Raw genomic sequence first — 15,269 nt, 5'->3', positions numbered from 1 at the left:
AATAAGGCAAATGATGAATCTACTAAATAGTATCAATGATTTTAACGAAGCAAAAAGTGTCATTCCCGGTGGGGTGAATTCTCCTGTTAGGGCATTTCAATCTGTTGGTGGATACCCTAGAATGATAAAAAATGCTTATGAGTGCTACTTAATCGATGAGGATAATAATAAATATATCGATTTTATCCAAAGTTGGGGACCTTTGATTTTAGGACATAAAGATTTTGATGTTATCAATGCCATAAAAAGTGCTTTAGAGCGAGGGGTTGGATATGGTGCACCAACTGTTGGAGAAACAAAACTTGCTAAAGAAATAATCTCAATCTACGATGGCATTGATAAGATTAGACTTGTTAGTAGCGGGACTGAAGCCACTATGAGTGCATTGCGTTTAGCGCGTGCCTTTAGTGGAAAAAATGATATTATTAAATTTGAAGGTTGCTATCACGGACATAGTGATTCATTACTTGTGAGTGCTGGGAGTGGCTGTGCGACATTTGGAAGCCCTAGCTCTCCGGGTGTAATAAATGATTTTAGCAAACATACTTTGGTTGCTAGATATAATGATTTGGATTCTGTAGAATCCTGTTTTAAAGCAAGTGGTGATGTCGCTTGTGTGATAATAGAGCCAATCGCTGGAAATATGGGATTAGTCCCCGGAGAAAAAGAATTTATCGAGGGATTAAAAAAAATATGCGAGAAATACAATGCATTATTGATTTTTGATGAGGTTATGAGTGGATTTAGGGCGTCTTTTAGGGGTTCATTAGAATTTTATAATGTGATTCCAGATTTAGTAACATTTGGAAAGGTTATCGGTGGTGGGCTTCCTTTGGCGGCATTTGGCGGACGAAGTGATATTATGGATTTATTATCCCCTGTTGGAAATGTATATCAAGCAGGAACATTAAGTGGGAATCCTATCGCTGTTGCCGCTGGATATGCGACATTAATCAAAATCAAACAAAATAAAAATCTATATGCAAACCTAGAAGAATTAGCCATATTACTCACAGAGGGAATGAAGCAAAAAGCTAAAGATTATGGATTTAGTTTAAAGACTTGTGTTCGAGGAAGTATGTTTGGATTTTTCTTTAATGACAAAGAGGTTCGTAATTTTGATGATGCAAAGCTTTCAAATACAAAGATTTTTGCGAGTTTTCATCAAAAAATGCTGGAGAGGGGCGTTTATTTTGCACCATCTGCATTTGAGAGTGGATTTATTTGTGCTGCTATGAATAAGGAAATTATCAATAAAGTTATAGAGGATTGCGAAGTTGTATTTAGCGAGATGAAAGGTCAATAAATGGCAGATTCAATGTTCCAACTGAATAAACTTAAGAATCTGCTAGGGCAATTATATAGAATTAAATATGAATAATCAAGATAATAATACTAATAAAAAAGATAAAGAAGAGCCTAAATTACAAGGTATTTTAGTAGGCATAAAAGGTCTATCACTTGGAATCTCTATTGTTGTAGCACTTTTACTTGGGATTGGCATTGGAATCTTATTAAAAAATATTTTTGATGTTTTTTGGGTTTTTTGGATTGGCGTTTTTTGGGGAGTTTGTGCGGCGATTTTAAATGTCTATAAAGCATATAAAAGTCAATTAAAAGATTTTGATAAATTAGCAAATGACCCAAAATATAACTATAAAAATGATAAATAATGCTAATCGTTTTCCTAGCAAATATCATTGGTGTAGTTATTTTAGTATTTTTTGATATACATTATTTATATAGTTTTGAAGTGGCTTTTTTAGGCTCAATGGCAGTTGTTTATAGCTCTTATAAATCGATGTTAAAAAAGGTTCAATCATTCGTAGATATAAATCAAAAAACACAACAAGAAGAAAGTGATGATTTTAATATTCCAAAAAAACATAGATTTTTTATAGGATTTAGACTTTCTTTTGGGATTTTTAGACTTTTAGCCTATGCTTTTATTGCTATTGGGATTATATCTTTGATTAATAATAAATTATTTTTTATTATTCCATTTTTATTTGGAGTGCTACTTTGTAGCTTTGCTATGGCATTTGCTATGAGTAGAAAATCTAATTAGTTTTTATTCACAATAATCTTACTCGAAGGATTCTCTAAAATAATATCTTTACCATTTTTTGACAAGCGAAAAGTGCTATCTAGACTTCTTAGATATTTATACTCAAATTGATTTGCATATCCATCAGGGCAAAGCATTCTAGTAGAACCGATAGTAAAAAATGAAACACTTCCATCATCATTTTTTACAAATCCGCCAAAGTAATTATTACACCCAGCATTTCCATAAACTCTATTATCTTTTATGTTAAATGTCGCTTTTTGTGGAATCTCTAAAATATCATTATTGATTGTGATAGAGATAATCTTATATTCTCCATCACTTAAATTGGTTTTATTTTGTGTGTTAGATTCTGCTATATCTGCACAACCTACGCTCAATAAAACTACTAATGCTAATAGATATATTTTCATTTAATCTTTTCGATTTCATCGACTATTTCTTTCTTAGATTTTGGCTCTACAAGGCGTTTTCCCACTTCTTTACCATCTTTAAAAAATATCAAAGTTGGAATCCTTCTAATCCCAAATTCACTTGAAATACTTTCATTTTCATCAATATTTATTTCGTGTATGTTGTAATCATTTTTTAATTCTTTTAAAATCGGGGCAATCCTAGCACAATCTCCACACCAAGGAGCATAGAAATCCACAATCACAAAACCACTTGCAATTTCTTTTTTAAAATTTTCTAAAACTTCCATATTTATATCCTTTTATAATTTCATTACAAGAGCATATTATAGCAAGAAAAATCCATAAAAAACCAAAGAGATTTATCACTAAAATTTCTAAAAAACAATCTAATAGCATATAATTAAATCTTTAATTAATAATTTTGTATTAGAATCCCACAAGGTGTAGCGTGCGATTGCTTAAAAATTTTAAGAGGAAAGTCCGGACTACAATGGAGCAGGATTCCATCTAACAGATGGCTATCGTAAGATAAGGGAAAGTGCAACAGAAAGCAAACCGCCAACATAAGATTCACAAAAAGAATTCTATGGCTTGGTAAGGGTGAAAGGGCGAGGTAAGAGCTCACCGGATTTTAAGCAATTAAAGTCGCAATGTAAACCCAATTCGTAGCAAGAAGAGCAGGTTATAAGCTCCATATTTTTAGCTCTTCGCTTAAAGATTATTGTGAAATAATCCTTAGATAAATAATCGCACACGACAGAATCCGGCTTATAGCTACACCTTTTATCTACATTATTTCAAATAAACGCCAATTAAGCTAAAAAATTTTATAATTCTTGGCTTTTAATTGATAATTTATTTTTAAAGGAGAAATGATGAAAGCTCTATTATTGGGGGGGGGTATTTAGTATTTTTATGCTAATTGGTTGTTCGGGTGTGCAATCTCCATTAGTTGGCATATGGTATACCAATGTAACATCACCCATAACTGCTACAGAAGCTTCCATAGATGAAACTAAAGAAAATACAGCAAGAAATAGAAGAATAACCAAAAACTCTAATAATCCAGCAAAAACATTAAAACGAGGTGAAGCTGTTTGCTCGTCTGTTTTAGGCATAGTTGCCAGTGGAGATTGCTCTATACAAGCAGCGAAAAAAAATGGCAATATCACAAAAGTGCATAGTGTCGATGTGGAATCTTTTAGCGTTCTTGGCTTTTACGCCTCATATACAACTATCGTAATTGGCGAATAAGTCCATAGTAAATCTTAGAATCTAGAATCTAAGATTTTACATTATTTCAATTTATATGCTTTGGCGTTTTTATCGCTATAAATCAAAGTAAATAAATCTTTATTATAGTTTTCATATACAAATAACTGCACAGTTAGGGAATCATTCGTCCTATCATCTATAGCAAAAAATATATCTAATTCTTTGGAATAAATAATATGTAATTTTGTTTTATCATTTGTATAGGTTTTTGTCGTGGTTTTTAGCCCCAATGGGGTTTTTTCTATGATGTGAAACTTTTGAACTTGAATAGATTTTTTAAGCTCATTACTTTTAAATGTCCCATTATTTGGGAAAAATGTATATTCGCCATCAAGTATATAGGAATCCCCATCTTTTTGTATATTTAAGTATTGTGCTAGTGTTTTACTCTCCTCTTTATGTATTACCTCTCCGCTACTATAATCTATATCGCTAAATTCATCTAATGCCGTTTGAATAGGAAGGATACTAAATGGTAGATAAATATAAATATTATGTTGTAATTCTGGTGCTTTAAAATCAGGGTTTTTTAGCGATTCCATAAAGGCTTTTGGATTAGAATCTGCATTATATTTATGTAGAATCCTATCAATGCTATGTAATTTTTGTAGATTTTTATCCTTTGTGTCTATTGCTTCTGCTATTAATTTTGCCATATTATATGAAGCAAATTGATTCGTAGAAGCCAAAACAAAACTTGAAAGAAAGTGATTCACCCCATCTAAATCCGTGCCTTGTATAATTGCCCTAGTATGCGAATAATATGGAATCATAAATCCATAATCCCACCAAGATATGGTTATATCATCTCTGCTATTAGAATCTTTATCTATCGCATTAAGTGCATTTAATTCAACTCCAAGCACAACAGGTGGCACGATATAATTTTTAGTGTGATAATAATTAGGTAGAATAGCAAATAAAGCAAAACAGAAAGCTATAATTAATTTTGTAATATTTAAAAAAATCCTATCCTTAAAAGCAAAATTTAGAACATTTAATATCGTATAAATAAAATAAAAAAATCCCATACTAAATATAGTAGCACCAAACATTGAGAATCTAAGCCCAAGTTTCAAACTTGCTAATGATAAAAGTAGAAATGGAAGTAGGATTAAAGTTTTTGGAATCTTAATAAACATAACAAGAATCCCAACCAATCCTATCACAAATGTGGCACTATCTCCCATAGTTCGTTCTGCTAGATTTGAGAAATCCAATGGCTTTAGCTCCATTATCGTTCCAACGGTGCTATGTAATACAATGGAATTAGAAGTTACCATATTATCCGTAATATAGGTCGATAAACGCGATAGTATCAAATCCCCATTTGCAATGATAAAAACAGCAAATCCTATTAGCAAAATAAGCAAACTTTTATATCTTAGATTAGATTTTATTTTGGTAGTTATATTGTCAAATAATAGTGGCTTAGGGGCTATAAAGTGCAATAATATAGCAATCAAAATTAATTTAATAATAATATTTATATACGAAATAGAAATGATTAAAATACCTAGTGCTTCGTATATTTTAAGATTTGTTCTATCTTTTATAATAGTATAAAATAATGCTATAAAAATCCCAGCTGTAAGTATATATGTCGCACTTACTTTATGCCATAAAAGTGATAAAATGAAAAATATAATGGCAAATATTAAATCTTTAAAATGATAGTTTTTTAGGATTCTATATAAAAAATATAAACCAAACATAGGAAAGGTCAAAACCAACATATCAGTATCATAATATCCGCCAACGCTTCTATTGCTATAGCCAATGCTAAGTGGCGTTAAAATAGCGGCAAATAAACCAAAATATCGATTTGTTATATCTTTTGTAAATAAATAAATGGGAATAGCAACTAAGCTTGAAAGCCCAATAGGTAGATAGAAAAATAAATCATCATAAGAAAAAGGCAGAATATAATAAAAAAATGCACTTAATATTGATGGCATCTCAAGTGAAGCAATAGGATAAAAAGCATCTTTTATATGCCCTTGTATTAAATCCTTTGTTGCAGTGGCGAAATGATAAGCATCATTTGTAGTAAGTATTCTATTACCATCAAAAAAGTAATATCCAAAAGCACTACTATAATACACAAACGCTTCTCGTGCGTAGATTGATATAAAAATGGCAATTAATATAAAAAAAACATCAACGCAGATATTAAAATACTTAAAATTTATGATTTTTTGAAACATTATGTTTACTTCCTTGAAATCTTATTCTTTAAAAAAGTGGCTTTGACATAGATTCTGGAATCTCAATATCAAGCAGTTTTAAAACACTTGCAGCGAGATTATCCAATCCGCCATCATTAACTTTTTTGACATCTTTATCGATAACAAAACACCACACATATCCCGCAGTGTGATTGGTTAAAATATTCCCATTTTCATCTTTCATTTTCTCGCAATTTCCGTGGTCGCTTGTGATGATTAATGAATAATCTTTCTCTTTAGCCTTAGCGATTATCCGCCCAAGCTCACTATCTACTGCCTCCACTGCTTTAATTGCCGCTTCAAAATCACCTGTGTGCCCGACCATATCGCCATTTGCAAAATTTATTATTATAAAATCTTTATCTTTTTCCATAGATTCTAAAACTGCATCACAAACCTCTAATGCACTCATCTCTGGCTTTAAATCATATGTTTTCACCTTTGGCGATGGGATTAAAATCCGCTCTTCATTTGGCAATATCTCCTCATTTCCGCCATTAAAGAAAAATGTAACATGTGCGTATTTCTCGGTTTCTGCGATGTGGGCTTGTGTTAGATTAGCTTTACTTATGATTTCTGCTAATGTATTTGCAACCTTGTCTTTTGGGAATAAAATAGGAAAGTCAAAAGTCGCATCATACTCACACATCGTTAGAATCTTAATATTTGGCTTTACATCTCGCTTAAATTCATTAAAATCATCGAATCCTAATGCTTTTAATATTTCCCTTGCTCTATCACTCCTAAAATTAGTAAAAATCAAACCCTCGCCATTTTTCATTCCACTATAGCCATTAAAACTAGCAGGAATGATAAACTCATCAGTAATGTTTTCATCATATTGAGATTGAATGTATTCTAATGGATTATTTTGCGGATTTGCCCCGCTTGTGATACACTCATACGCCACTTTTATCCGCTCCCAGCGATTATCCCTATCCATTGCATAGAATCTTCCGCTTATCGTAGCTAATATGATATTTTTAGATTCTATACTAAGTATTTCTTTTATATATTTTGGGGCGGTAAATGGTGCTATATCGCGTCCATCAGTAATTGCGTGGATATAGACCTTTTTCCCCATAGAATCCAGAATCTTTGCCAATCCAATCATATGCTCAATATGCGAATGCACCCCACCATCGCTAACTAATCCGCATAAATGCACTACCTCTAAATCTTTTGCAAACTCGTTTAATGCGGGATTTTTCGCTAAAGTGCCATTATTTAACGCCATAGATATTTTAACTAAATCTTGATATAGCACTCTCCCAGAGCCAATACACATATGCCCCACTTCGCTATTTCCCATTTGTCCCTCTGGTAGCCCAATATCTGTGCCAAAAGTGCTTAGAAATGAATATGGAGCATTTTTAAATAACCACTCGTAATTTGGCTTTTTAGCATTTGCAAATGCGTTCCACTCGTTATTTTCATTATATCCAATGCCATCAGTTATAACTAATACTACTTTTTTTTTCATTTTAGAATCCTAGTTCAAACTTTTAAAGTATAATTTCGCAAATATTACCAAAAAATTACACAATAATTTCAAAATTTGAAGGCTTTTTAATGCTATATTATCTATATACTGAATTTGGAATAAATATATTTAAGTATATTTCTTTTCGTGGCGGAATTGCCTTTATGCTTGCTTTTTGCCTCTCTATGTTCTTTTTACCACGATTTATTATTTGGGCAAAACTTAAACGAGCTTCACAGCCCATTTCAACCTTTATTCCAACACATAAAATAAAGTCAAATACGCCCACAATGGGTGGCGTTGTATTTGTGTCTTGTAGCGTTTTAGCAAGCTTATTATGTGCAAATATTTTCAATTATTATGTGCTATTTGGAATCCTAGTTTTATTTTTATTTTGTCTTATTGGAATCCGCGATGACTACACGAAAATATCCCATCGTAAAAATCAAGGAATCTCAGCAAAACGAAAATTTATCCTACTTATTTTTGCATCTATAATTATCTCAATTTGTTTAGCATTAGTGGAGCATAATAGCTTTTTGCATATCCCATTTGTTAAAAATCCAATCTTTAATATGGGATATTTTGCGATTATTTTTTGGACAATTATCTTTATATCATCGAGCAATGCAGTAAATATCACAGATGGATTAGATGGATTAGCTACTGTGCCTAGTATTTGTGCTATTACGACATTAAGTATTTTTATCTATATTTCAGGGAATGCCGTATTTAGCTCATATCTTTTACTACCAAAAATAACAAATAGTGGGGAGCTTTTCATATTATCTTCGGCACTTTTAGGCTCATTATTTGGCTTTCTATGGTATAACTGCCACCCTGCACAAATCTTTATGGGAGATAGTGGGAGTCTCGCACTTGGAGGATTTATCGCATATATGGGAATTGTATCAAATAATGAGATTCTACTTATTTTAATTGGCTCTATTTTTGTTATTGAAACATTGAGCGTTATTTTGCAGATTGGAAGCTATAAAATACGCAATAAAAAAATATTCCTTATGGCACCTATTCACCATCATTTTGAGGTTAAGGGCTGGAGTGAAAATAAGATAATAATAAGATTCTGGATTATCGCACTCCTTAGCAATCTTTTAGCAATTTTAAGTGTAAAAATACGATGATTAGTTTATTTGGCTATGGCAAAACAATGCAATCTTTGGGTAAGATTCTAGCCCCTTGCAATATCTATGATGATAAATTTACTACCCCAAGCAAAGATAAATATAACAACAACCTACTTCCGCCAAACTTATTTAATGCGGATAATTCTACTTTAGAGATTGTTAGTCCGGGGATTCCGCCACAATGGGAATTGATACAAAAGGCAAAAAATCTCATTAGTGATTATGATTATTTTTATAGCAAAGATTCTCCTTTTAGTGTGTGGATTAGCGGGACAAATGGCAAAACAACCACAACGCAAATGGCACAAATGTTATTAGAAGATTCTGGAAGCCTAAGTGGTGGGAATATAGGTAATCCCATTTGTGAGCTAAATAAAAATGCCAAAATGTGGATTCTAGAAACAAGCTCATTTACACTTCATTACACAAACAAAGCGAAACCAGATATTTATGCACTATTGCCTATTACTCCAGACCATATTTCTTGGCACGGAAGTTTTGAGGAATACACAAATGCAAAGCTAAAACCACTAAGATTAATGCAAGAAAAAAGCTATGCGATAATCCCAGATAAATATAAAGACTTTCCCCAAATTAAGGATTTTAAAGGAACAATTTATTTCTATGATTCTGCCCTTGAATTAGCAAAAAAATTTAATATAGATATAAATAAGATTAAATTTAAAGGTGCTTTTTTGCTAGATTCTATAATGGCTTTAAGCATTGCCAAGATTATCACAAATAAGATTGATTACCATAAAATAAATTCATTTCGCATAGATGCACATAAGATTGAGGAATTTTTCGATGCTAAAGGTAGGCTTTTTGTAGATGATAGCAAAGCTACAAATATTGATGCGACATTACAAGCATTGAAAATTTATAGCGATAAATATATACGATTGATACTTGGCGGAGATAATAAAGGCGTGAGTTTAGAACCCTTAATAGTGGAATTAAAGCGATATAAAGTCAAGGTTTTTGCTATAGGAAAAAGCACAAATCATATAATAGATTTATGTAGGAAATACTGCATTTTATGCGAGGATTCTAGGGATTTAAAAAGTGCATTAAATGCGATAAATAAGGATTTTATAGATGATGGCGTCTGCCTACTTTCCCCAGCTTGTGCGAGTTTAGACCAATTTATTTCATACAAACAAAGGGGAGAATTCTTTAAACTATATGCATTAAGTTTATAAATATAAAACGAAGAGATATTCTAAGGATATAAAAATATTAAACCTAAGCATAAAAAGAATTGATTTTAATGAATGATATTGCAGATAATATCAAAGAATCTAAAACAAGATACATGATGGCGAGTTTTTTAAGGAGCAAATCATAGACCTTAAAAAGATGAATGAAATGCTTTTAATGAATAAATTTAATAGCAAAGAAACTTCTATTTATATAGAAAACGAAGAGGTAAAAAGCTATGGAAAAGAGATTTTTAGAGCTATATAAAAGGCAAGATATTATTTTTGACAATTGCTAAAAGTGAATTGAAATTTTATCTTACTGGTGGCATTGCACTACATAGATTTTACTTTGATGAAAAATACAGATATAGTGGTTTTTGATATGTTAAAAATTGAGCTAGTAAATGATATTGCCACGAAAAACCACATTCCAGCTAATAAAAAATGTGGAATTTAGATTGATAGCTTGGAATATCTTGTCAAATAAATTAGAGTGTTTATAATAGAAATGAACCTAGAGATTTATTTGATGTTTTTATAATATTGGCTAACTTTCAAAAAATCATAGAGCAAACATATATCTTGCTAGAGGAAGTTGTAGTAATACTAATAAATTATCCCAAAGAAGCACTAACAAAATAAAGATTCTGCTTAAAAAAAATGATATTTATAGTGATTTTTTAAAAACTACAAATCTTTTTTTATCGATTTTTCTATAAATTTGCAAAAAAATAAGATAGCTTTTTAAAGGATTGCATTTTAGAGATACAATCCAAAAATTATTTTATCTTTTTTGATTTTTTTGAATCTCATTTAGAATCAAATTTTAAAGATTTTTGTATTTACTAAGGTTTTCTTTATTTATGATAAAGTGAATATTTGAATAATTTTAAGTAAAATTTAAAAACTTGTATACTAGAATGCGAAACTTTATTTTTAAGTAAATTTAAGTAATGGCTCGATAGCTCAGTTGGTAGAGCAGAGGACTGAAAATCCTCGTGTCGGCAGTTCGATTCTGCCTCGAGCCACCATAATTAAAAAAGTATAAAACAAGCAACATTTTAGATTTTAATTGACAAACTCCTGTATGTTTTTGGTTAAAATGAAATTTCCCTTATATCTCCCACTTTAAAAAACTCCTCGTAAATTCCCTTTACGAGGAGGATTCTATTTTCTCTTATATTTTTTTCTTCTGCATTAATCATCACATTATCAAAAAAATCTTGCAATAATCCTTTAAATCTAAGTAGATTCTCCACTCTCTCCATTGGTGTTTTTAAATCAAGATTTCTAAAATCTTGCAAAGCTTTATATAGATTTTTTTCCTCTATTTGTAGCAATAAATCTTTATTAATAGATTCTGCATTAATATTTGTATTTTTGAGAATATTCGCAACGCGTTTAAATAAGCTTTTAAATGCGTCTTTATCATCGCTTTTTATAATTTTATTCAATGCCTCTATTTGCAAACAAATCTGCAATAAATCATCTTGATTGGATTTTAAAGCGGCATTAATAATGGACTGATTCATCTCTAGTGTATTTTCTAATCGTTCATAAAAAAAGTTAATTATCGCTATTGTGTCAATTTGCTTATATTGTGGTTTTAGCAAATGTAATATATCTTTTAGATTAAAAGGAATGTTAAATTTTATAATGATTTTAATTATGCCACTACAAGCCCTACGAAGTGCAAAAGGGTCTTTTGAGCCACTTGGAATCTTATTTATCGCAAAAATACTAATAATGGAATCTAATTTATTTGCGATAGCAATAATTCCAGATTCTGGCATTGTAGGCAACTCTGTGTCCTCTTGAAGTGGCAAATACTGCTCTTTGAGTGGGATTCTTAGCTTATCATTATTTGTATAATACGACCCCATAATGCCCTGCAACTCGCCAAATTCCCCAACCATTTCACTAAGCAAATCATTCTTACTTATATCCAATGCTTTTAGCACCACATCGCTATTACAATCTATTTGTGATATAAGAATCTTTGCTATTTCTTTTTCTCTTTGGACCTTATCAAAAATGCTACCAGAATCTTGTATAAACTCAATATTTTTTAATCGCAAATCCGTATTTATTTGATTAAAAGTATTCAAATCATTTTGATAGAAAAATAGAGCATCCTCGAATCTTGCTTTTAAAACCCTTTCATTTCCTTTTACAACATCGCTAAAACTATTCGTATCTAAAATATTACAAACAACAATAAAGCCATTATTTAAGCTATTATTTTTATATGTCGCAAAATATTTTTGATTAATCTTCATAGAGGTTATAATAACTTCTTTTGGTAAAGTTAGGAATCTACTCTCAAACTCGCCATATAAAGCTGTTGGAAATTCAGTAATTGCCACTACTTCATCAAGCAAATTATTATCAATTTCCACTTTTATATTTAATTTTGTTTCTATATCTTTGATTTGCTCTACAATAAGTTTTTTACGCTCCATTTGTGAGTAAATCACACCATTTTGAATCAAAAAATCAAAATATTCTTTGTAGTTAGAGATGGCTTTTTTATCTTTGCTTCTATGTGGGATAATATAATTTGTTTGGGTAAAGTGATATTTACTTGCAAGACTTGGAATCTCTATAAAATTATCATTTAATAATATAAAAATATTTCTAATAGGACGAATAAAAAGAGTATCATTAATGCCCCATTTCATACTTTTACCAAAATTAAGAGAAGCTAGAAATTCCATCACAATATCTTGCAATAAAATGGAGGTTTGTTTGCCTTTTAATGTGCTTGAGTAATAAAGAAAATCCTTGCCATTTTTTTGTTTGATTTGAACCTCATCTTTTGTTATATTTAGTTTTTTTAGGAAACTATTTGTCGCTATGCTAGGCTCTCCATCGTTATAAGCAATACTTAATGGCGGACCAAAAAATTCTACAATTTCATCATTTAAAAAAAGTGGAAAATCCAAAGAATGCAATATTAATCGTCTTGGCGTCCAAAAAAAATCAATCTTAGCATTGATTTTATTGGCTTGTAATATCTTATTAAATTTTGGCAAAACATTTGCTATCTCTTTTTTTACCCCGCTAAATGGCAGTTCTTCTATAAATATTTCTATTATTAATGACGATGTATTCAATGTAGATTTTCCTTATAATTTTAATTCGTTTAACACTTGATTTATTAAAAATGAAGTAGAATTCTACCAAAATAAGCCTAAAGGTTGGATATGCGTTTTGTTTTAGTTTTTTTGCTTTTTTCTATTGCTCTTTTTGCTACACCGATAAATAAATGTGTAAGCGTAGATGAATTTAGTCAATCACAGAAAGAAATAATCGCATATGCTTATAATTATGGCAAACAATATGATTTAGGTTTTACATTAGCAGCTATTGCGTGGCACGAATCTTGTGCAGGTGAATATAGAATGAATTTTGCCGACCCAAGTGCTGGAATCTATCATGCATTAATCCCCGGCGTAATAAGAAGATATAAAATGCTAAAAGATACTGGATTTAATAGAAATGTAATTGGGGAGCTTTTAGTAAGAGATGATGAATTTGCTTCAAAAGTGGCTATTGATGAATTGATGTATTGGGATAAGGTTAGAGATGGGAATTGGAAAAATATAGTAAAATCATATAATAAAGGTTTTAGTTGGGAAAAAAGCCCTAGAATGAATGAATTAGCCGAAAACTATTATAGAAGTATCAAAGAGAAAAAAGATATTTTAGAGAGCTATATTCCAAAATATTTGAGTAATATTAAACTAAAAAAAAGAGAGCCTATGTTGTCAAGCTTTTCTAATACGAGCAATATAAAACTAAAAAAACAAGAGAATGATGTTATTGAAAAAATAAGAAGAATAGAAGTAGCAACCTTAAAAAGTGATGATACTTCCGCTATAAAACAAGCAAAAAAAGATAAAAAAGCCATAATTAGTATCTATAATAAAAATGATGAAGAAACAATTACACATGAAAAAACGATAACATTACAGCCATTCTATACAAATAAGTAGGTTTTTTAGGTGAAAATAGCTATTAATGGATTTGGTCGTATTGGACGAGCATTTTTTAGGATTCTAGAGAGTATTCCATCAAATGATTTGCAAATCACGCATATCAACGATACTGCGAATTTTGATAAATTAATATATTTGTTAAAAAAAGATTCTGTATTTGGCGGATTTGGTAGAGATTGCAAGATTGATAATAATAAATTAATAATCAATAATAGAGAAATTATTCTAAGTTCATTTAAGAATCCAAAAGATTCTACATTTGAAAATGTGGATTTAGTATTAGAATGTAGCGGTGAATTCCTAGATATGAAAAGTCTAGAATCTTATATTAAAAATGGTGCTTCAAAGGTTATTTTAAGTGCACCGCCAAAAGATGAAATGCCTATTTATGTTTGTGGTGTAAATGAGGATTCTTACAAAGGTGAAAAAATAATATCAAATGCATCTTGCACCTCAAATGCAATTGCCCCAATAATAAAAAAGATAAAAGAAAAATATCATATCATAGGTGGGAATATAAGCATTATCCACCCTTTTAATAACGACCAATCCTTGCTGGATTCTCCACATAGGGAAGATATTAGGCTTAGTCGAAATGCTACTTTAAATATTATCCCAACTACAAGCTCCATTGGTAAGGTTTTAGGGAAATTATTTAATGAACTTAATGGGAAATTCTATGGCGATTCAATAAGGATTCCAACTTCTATCGTGGCTTTTAGTAATATTGATTTATTGCTTAGGGAGCATATATCAAAAGATGATATTTTAGGTATAGATTTTAATAATGATATTATTGGATTTGATAATGAAATGTCCGTATCAAGCGACTTTATCGGTGAGCTTAGAAGTGCTGTTATAGCTAGTGATTTGATAAAAATAAATCACAATCTATGTCGTATAAGCATTTGGTTTGATAATGAAAGTGGATATGCGATGAGATTAATTGATATGGCAAAAATAATTAATGCATAATATCAAATTATTGCTCCACAATCAAAAATAACTTTAAGATTCCAGCCTTTATCTAGAATCTTAAAGTTTGAGTTAATCTTAAAGTTGTAATTAAATCTTAATATTTTTTATTTATAGCAAGTGGGATTCTTCTATTTTAATTACTAGGATAAGAATCTATTATTACATAAAATAGAATTAGTTCACTAGAGCTAAAAGAGTTGATAATAGAATCCTAACATTAGATTAATATATAAAATTAAAAGATTTATCCCATAAGCTAAGATTCTAATAATCAAAAATAACTTTAAGATTCCAGCCATCTTTATCTAGAATCTTAAAATTAAAAATTAATCTTAAAGTTGTAATTAAATCTTAATATTTCTTATTATAGTAAGTGGGATTCTTCTATTTTAATTACTAGGATAAGAATCTCCAAATATATTTCAATAAACTTTAGTTTTAAAGAAAAACTAGAATCTTTAAAAAACTAG

The 15,269-nt window shown here is 30.3% G+C and carries 13 protein-coding genes, 1 tRNA gene and 1 other RNA gene; 10 read left to right on the top strand and 5 right to left on the bottom strand.

The genetic code is table 11. The annotated features are described in order from the left end of the window. Positions 1–13: 13 nt before the first annotated feature. From hemL to CCY99_RS02325, 3 genes are all read left to right on the top strand, one after another. On the top strand, positions 14–1,306 hold the full coding sequence (gene hemL / locus CCY99_RS02335; protein ID WP_112059809.1) for a glutamate-1-semialdehyde 2,1-aminomutase: 1,293 nt from the start codon (positions 14–16) through the stop codon (positions 1,304–1,306). A gap of 67 nt (positions 1,307–1,373) precedes the next feature. Beyond that, positions 1,374–1,673, top strand: coding sequence for an AtpZ/AtpI family protein (locus CCY99_RS02330; RefSeq protein ID WP_112059808.1), 300 nt, complete (start codon positions 1,374–1,376; stop codon positions 1,671–1,673). After that, positions 1,673–2,068 carry a hypothetical protein gene (locus CCY99_RS02325; RefSeq protein WP_112059807.1) on the top strand — a complete coding sequence of 132 codons (396 nt, stop codon included), beginning with the start codon at positions 1,673–1,675 and terminating at the stop codon, positions 2,066–2,068. Before CCY99_RS02330 ends, CCY99_RS02325 begins: the two co-directional genes overlap by 1 nt. Here CCY99_RS02325 and CCY99_RS02320 read toward each other — a convergent pair. Together CCY99_RS02320 and CCY99_RS02315 are read right to left on the bottom strand one after the other, a co-directional pair. After that, positions 2,065–2,481, bottom strand: a complete 417-nt coding sequence (locus CCY99_RS02320; RefSeq protein ID WP_112059806.1) for an META domain-containing protein — start codon at positions 2,479–2,481, stop codon at positions 2,065–2,067. The genes CCY99_RS02325 and CCY99_RS02320 overlap by 4 nt on opposite strands. After that, complete coding sequence (locus tag CCY99_RS02315) at positions 2,478–2,771, bottom strand: thioredoxin domain-containing protein (protein ID WP_112059805.1); 294 nt, start codon at positions 2,769–2,771, stop codon at positions 2,478–2,480. The genes CCY99_RS02320 and CCY99_RS02315 overlap by 4 nt, the downstream gene beginning before the upstream one ends. 151 nt (positions 2,772–2,922) lie before the next feature. Here CCY99_RS02315 and rnpB point away from each other — a divergent pair. Continuing rightward, positions 2,923–3,271: RNase P RNA component class A (rnpB, locus tag CCY99_RS02310), an RNA gene on the top strand. Between the two features lie 149 nt (positions 3,272–3,420). After that, positions 3,421–3,738, top strand: a complete 318-nt coding sequence (locus tag CCY99_RS02305; protein WP_220092225.1) for a TRL-like family protein — start codon at positions 3,421–3,423, stop codon at positions 3,736–3,738. Positions 3,739–3,779: 41 nt separating this feature from the next. Here the strand turns inward: CCY99_RS02305 and CCY99_RS02300 are convergent, their stop codons facing one another. Together CCY99_RS02300 and gpmI are read right to left on the bottom strand one after the other, a co-directional pair. Continuing rightward, the gene (locus tag CCY99_RS02300; RefSeq protein ID WP_112059803.1) at positions 3,780–5,966 is read right to left on the bottom strand and encodes an STT3 domain-containing protein; all 2,187 of its coding nucleotides are present in this window, start codon (positions 5,964–5,966) and stop codon (positions 3,780–3,782) included. Positions 5,967–5,994: 28 nt separating this feature from the next. After that, on the bottom strand, positions 5,995–7,470 hold the full coding sequence (gene gpmI / locus CCY99_RS02295; RefSeq protein ID WP_112059802.1) for a 2,3-bisphosphoglycerate-independent phosphoglycerate mutase: 1,476 nt from the start codon (positions 7,468–7,470) through the stop codon (positions 5,995–5,997). A gap of 89 nt (positions 7,471–7,559) precedes the next feature. Here gpmI and mraY point away from each other — a divergent pair, with 89 nt between their 5' ends. The 3 genes from mraY to CCY99_RS02280 all read left to right on the top strand — a co-directional run bounded on the left by mraY (position 7,560) and on the right by CCY99_RS02280 (position 10,851). Continuing rightward, positions 7,560–8,615: a phospho-N-acetylmuramoyl-pentapeptide-transferase gene (mraY, locus tag CCY99_RS02290; protein WP_112059801.1), complete on the top strand. Its 1,056-nt coding sequence runs from the start codon at positions 7,560–7,562 to the stop codon at positions 8,613–8,615. Further along, positions 8,612–9,820 (top strand): UDP-N-acetylmuramoyl-L-alanine--D-glutamate ligase, encoded by a 1,209-nt coding sequence (murD, locus tag CCY99_RS02285; protein WP_112059800.1) that lies wholly within the window; start codon positions 8,612–8,614, stop codon positions 9,818–9,820. Before mraY ends, murD begins: the two co-directional genes overlap by 4 nt. Positions 9,821–10,775: 955 nt before the next feature. Next, positions 10,776–10,851: transfer RNA gene (locus tag CCY99_RS02280), tRNA-Phe, on the top strand. Between the two features lie 66 nt (positions 10,852–10,917). Here CCY99_RS02280 and glyS read toward each other — a convergent pair. Continuing rightward, positions 10,918–12,936, bottom strand: coding sequence for a glycine--tRNA ligase subunit beta (gene glyS / locus CCY99_RS02275; protein ID WP_112059799.1), 2,019 nt, complete (start codon positions 12,934–12,936; stop codon positions 10,918–10,920). Positions 12,937–13,026: 90 nt separating this feature from the next. Here glyS and CCY99_RS02270 point away from each other — a divergent pair, with 90 nt between their 5' ends. Continuing rightward, a complete protein-coding gene (locus CCY99_RS02270; RefSeq protein ID WP_112059798.1) occupies positions 13,027–13,818 on the top strand; it encodes a hypothetical protein in 792 nt (263 codons plus the stop codon). A gap of 9 nt (positions 13,819–13,827) precedes the next feature. Further along, positions 13,828–14,796: a glyceraldehyde 3-phosphate dehydrogenase NAD-binding domain-containing protein gene (locus tag CCY99_RS02265; protein WP_112059797.1), complete on the top strand. Its 969-nt coding sequence runs from the start codon at positions 13,828–13,830 to the stop codon at positions 14,794–14,796. Positions 14,797–15,269 lie beyond the last annotated feature (473 nt).

This window comes from Helicobacter sp. 16-1353 (genome assembly GCF_003288815.1).
Classification (GTDB): Bacteria; Campylobacterota; Campylobacteria; order Campylobacterales; family Helicobacteraceae; genus NHYM01.
This window is presented reverse-complemented; position numbering and strand designations above follow the sequence as displayed.

Excerpts from the sequence above, each read along its gene's own strand:
- hemL (WP_112059809.1), top strand. The coding sequence starts at position 14 with ATGAATCTACTAAATAGTATCAATGATTTTAACGAAGCAAAAAGTGTC.
- CCY99_RS02330 (WP_112059808.1), top strand. The coding sequence starts at position 1,374 with ATGAATAATCAAGATAATAATACTAATAAAAAAGATAAAGAAGAGCCT.
- CCY99_RS02325 (WP_112059807.1), top strand. The coding sequence starts at position 1,673 with ATGCTAATCGTTTTCCTAGCAAATATCATTGGTGTAGTTATTTTAGTA.
- CCY99_RS02320 (WP_112059806.1), bottom strand. The coding sequence starts at position 2,481 with ATGAAAATATATCTATTAGCATTAGTAGTTTTATTGAGCGTAGGTTGT.
- CCY99_RS02315 (WP_112059805.1), bottom strand. The coding sequence starts at position 2,771 with ATGGAAGTTTTAGAAAATTTTAAAAAAGAAATTGCAAGTGGTTTTGTG.
- CCY99_RS02300 (WP_112059803.1), bottom strand. The coding sequence starts at position 5,966 with ATGTTTCAAAAAATCATAAATTTTAAGTATTTTAATATCTGCGTTGAT.
- gpmI (WP_112059802.1), bottom strand. The coding sequence starts at position 7,470 with ATGAAAAAAAAAGTAGTATTAGTTATAACTGATGGCATTGGATATAAT.
- mraY (WP_112059801.1), top strand. The coding sequence starts at position 7,560 with ATGCTATATTATCTATATACTGAATTTGGAATAAATATATTTAAGTAT.
- murD (WP_112059800.1), top strand. The coding sequence starts at position 8,612 with ATGATTAGTTTATTTGGCTATGGCAAAACAATGCAATCTTTGGGTAAG.
- CCY99_RS02270 (WP_112059798.1), top strand. The coding sequence starts at position 13,027 with ATGCGTTTTGTTTTAGTTTTTTTGCTTTTTTCTATTGCTCTTTTTGCT.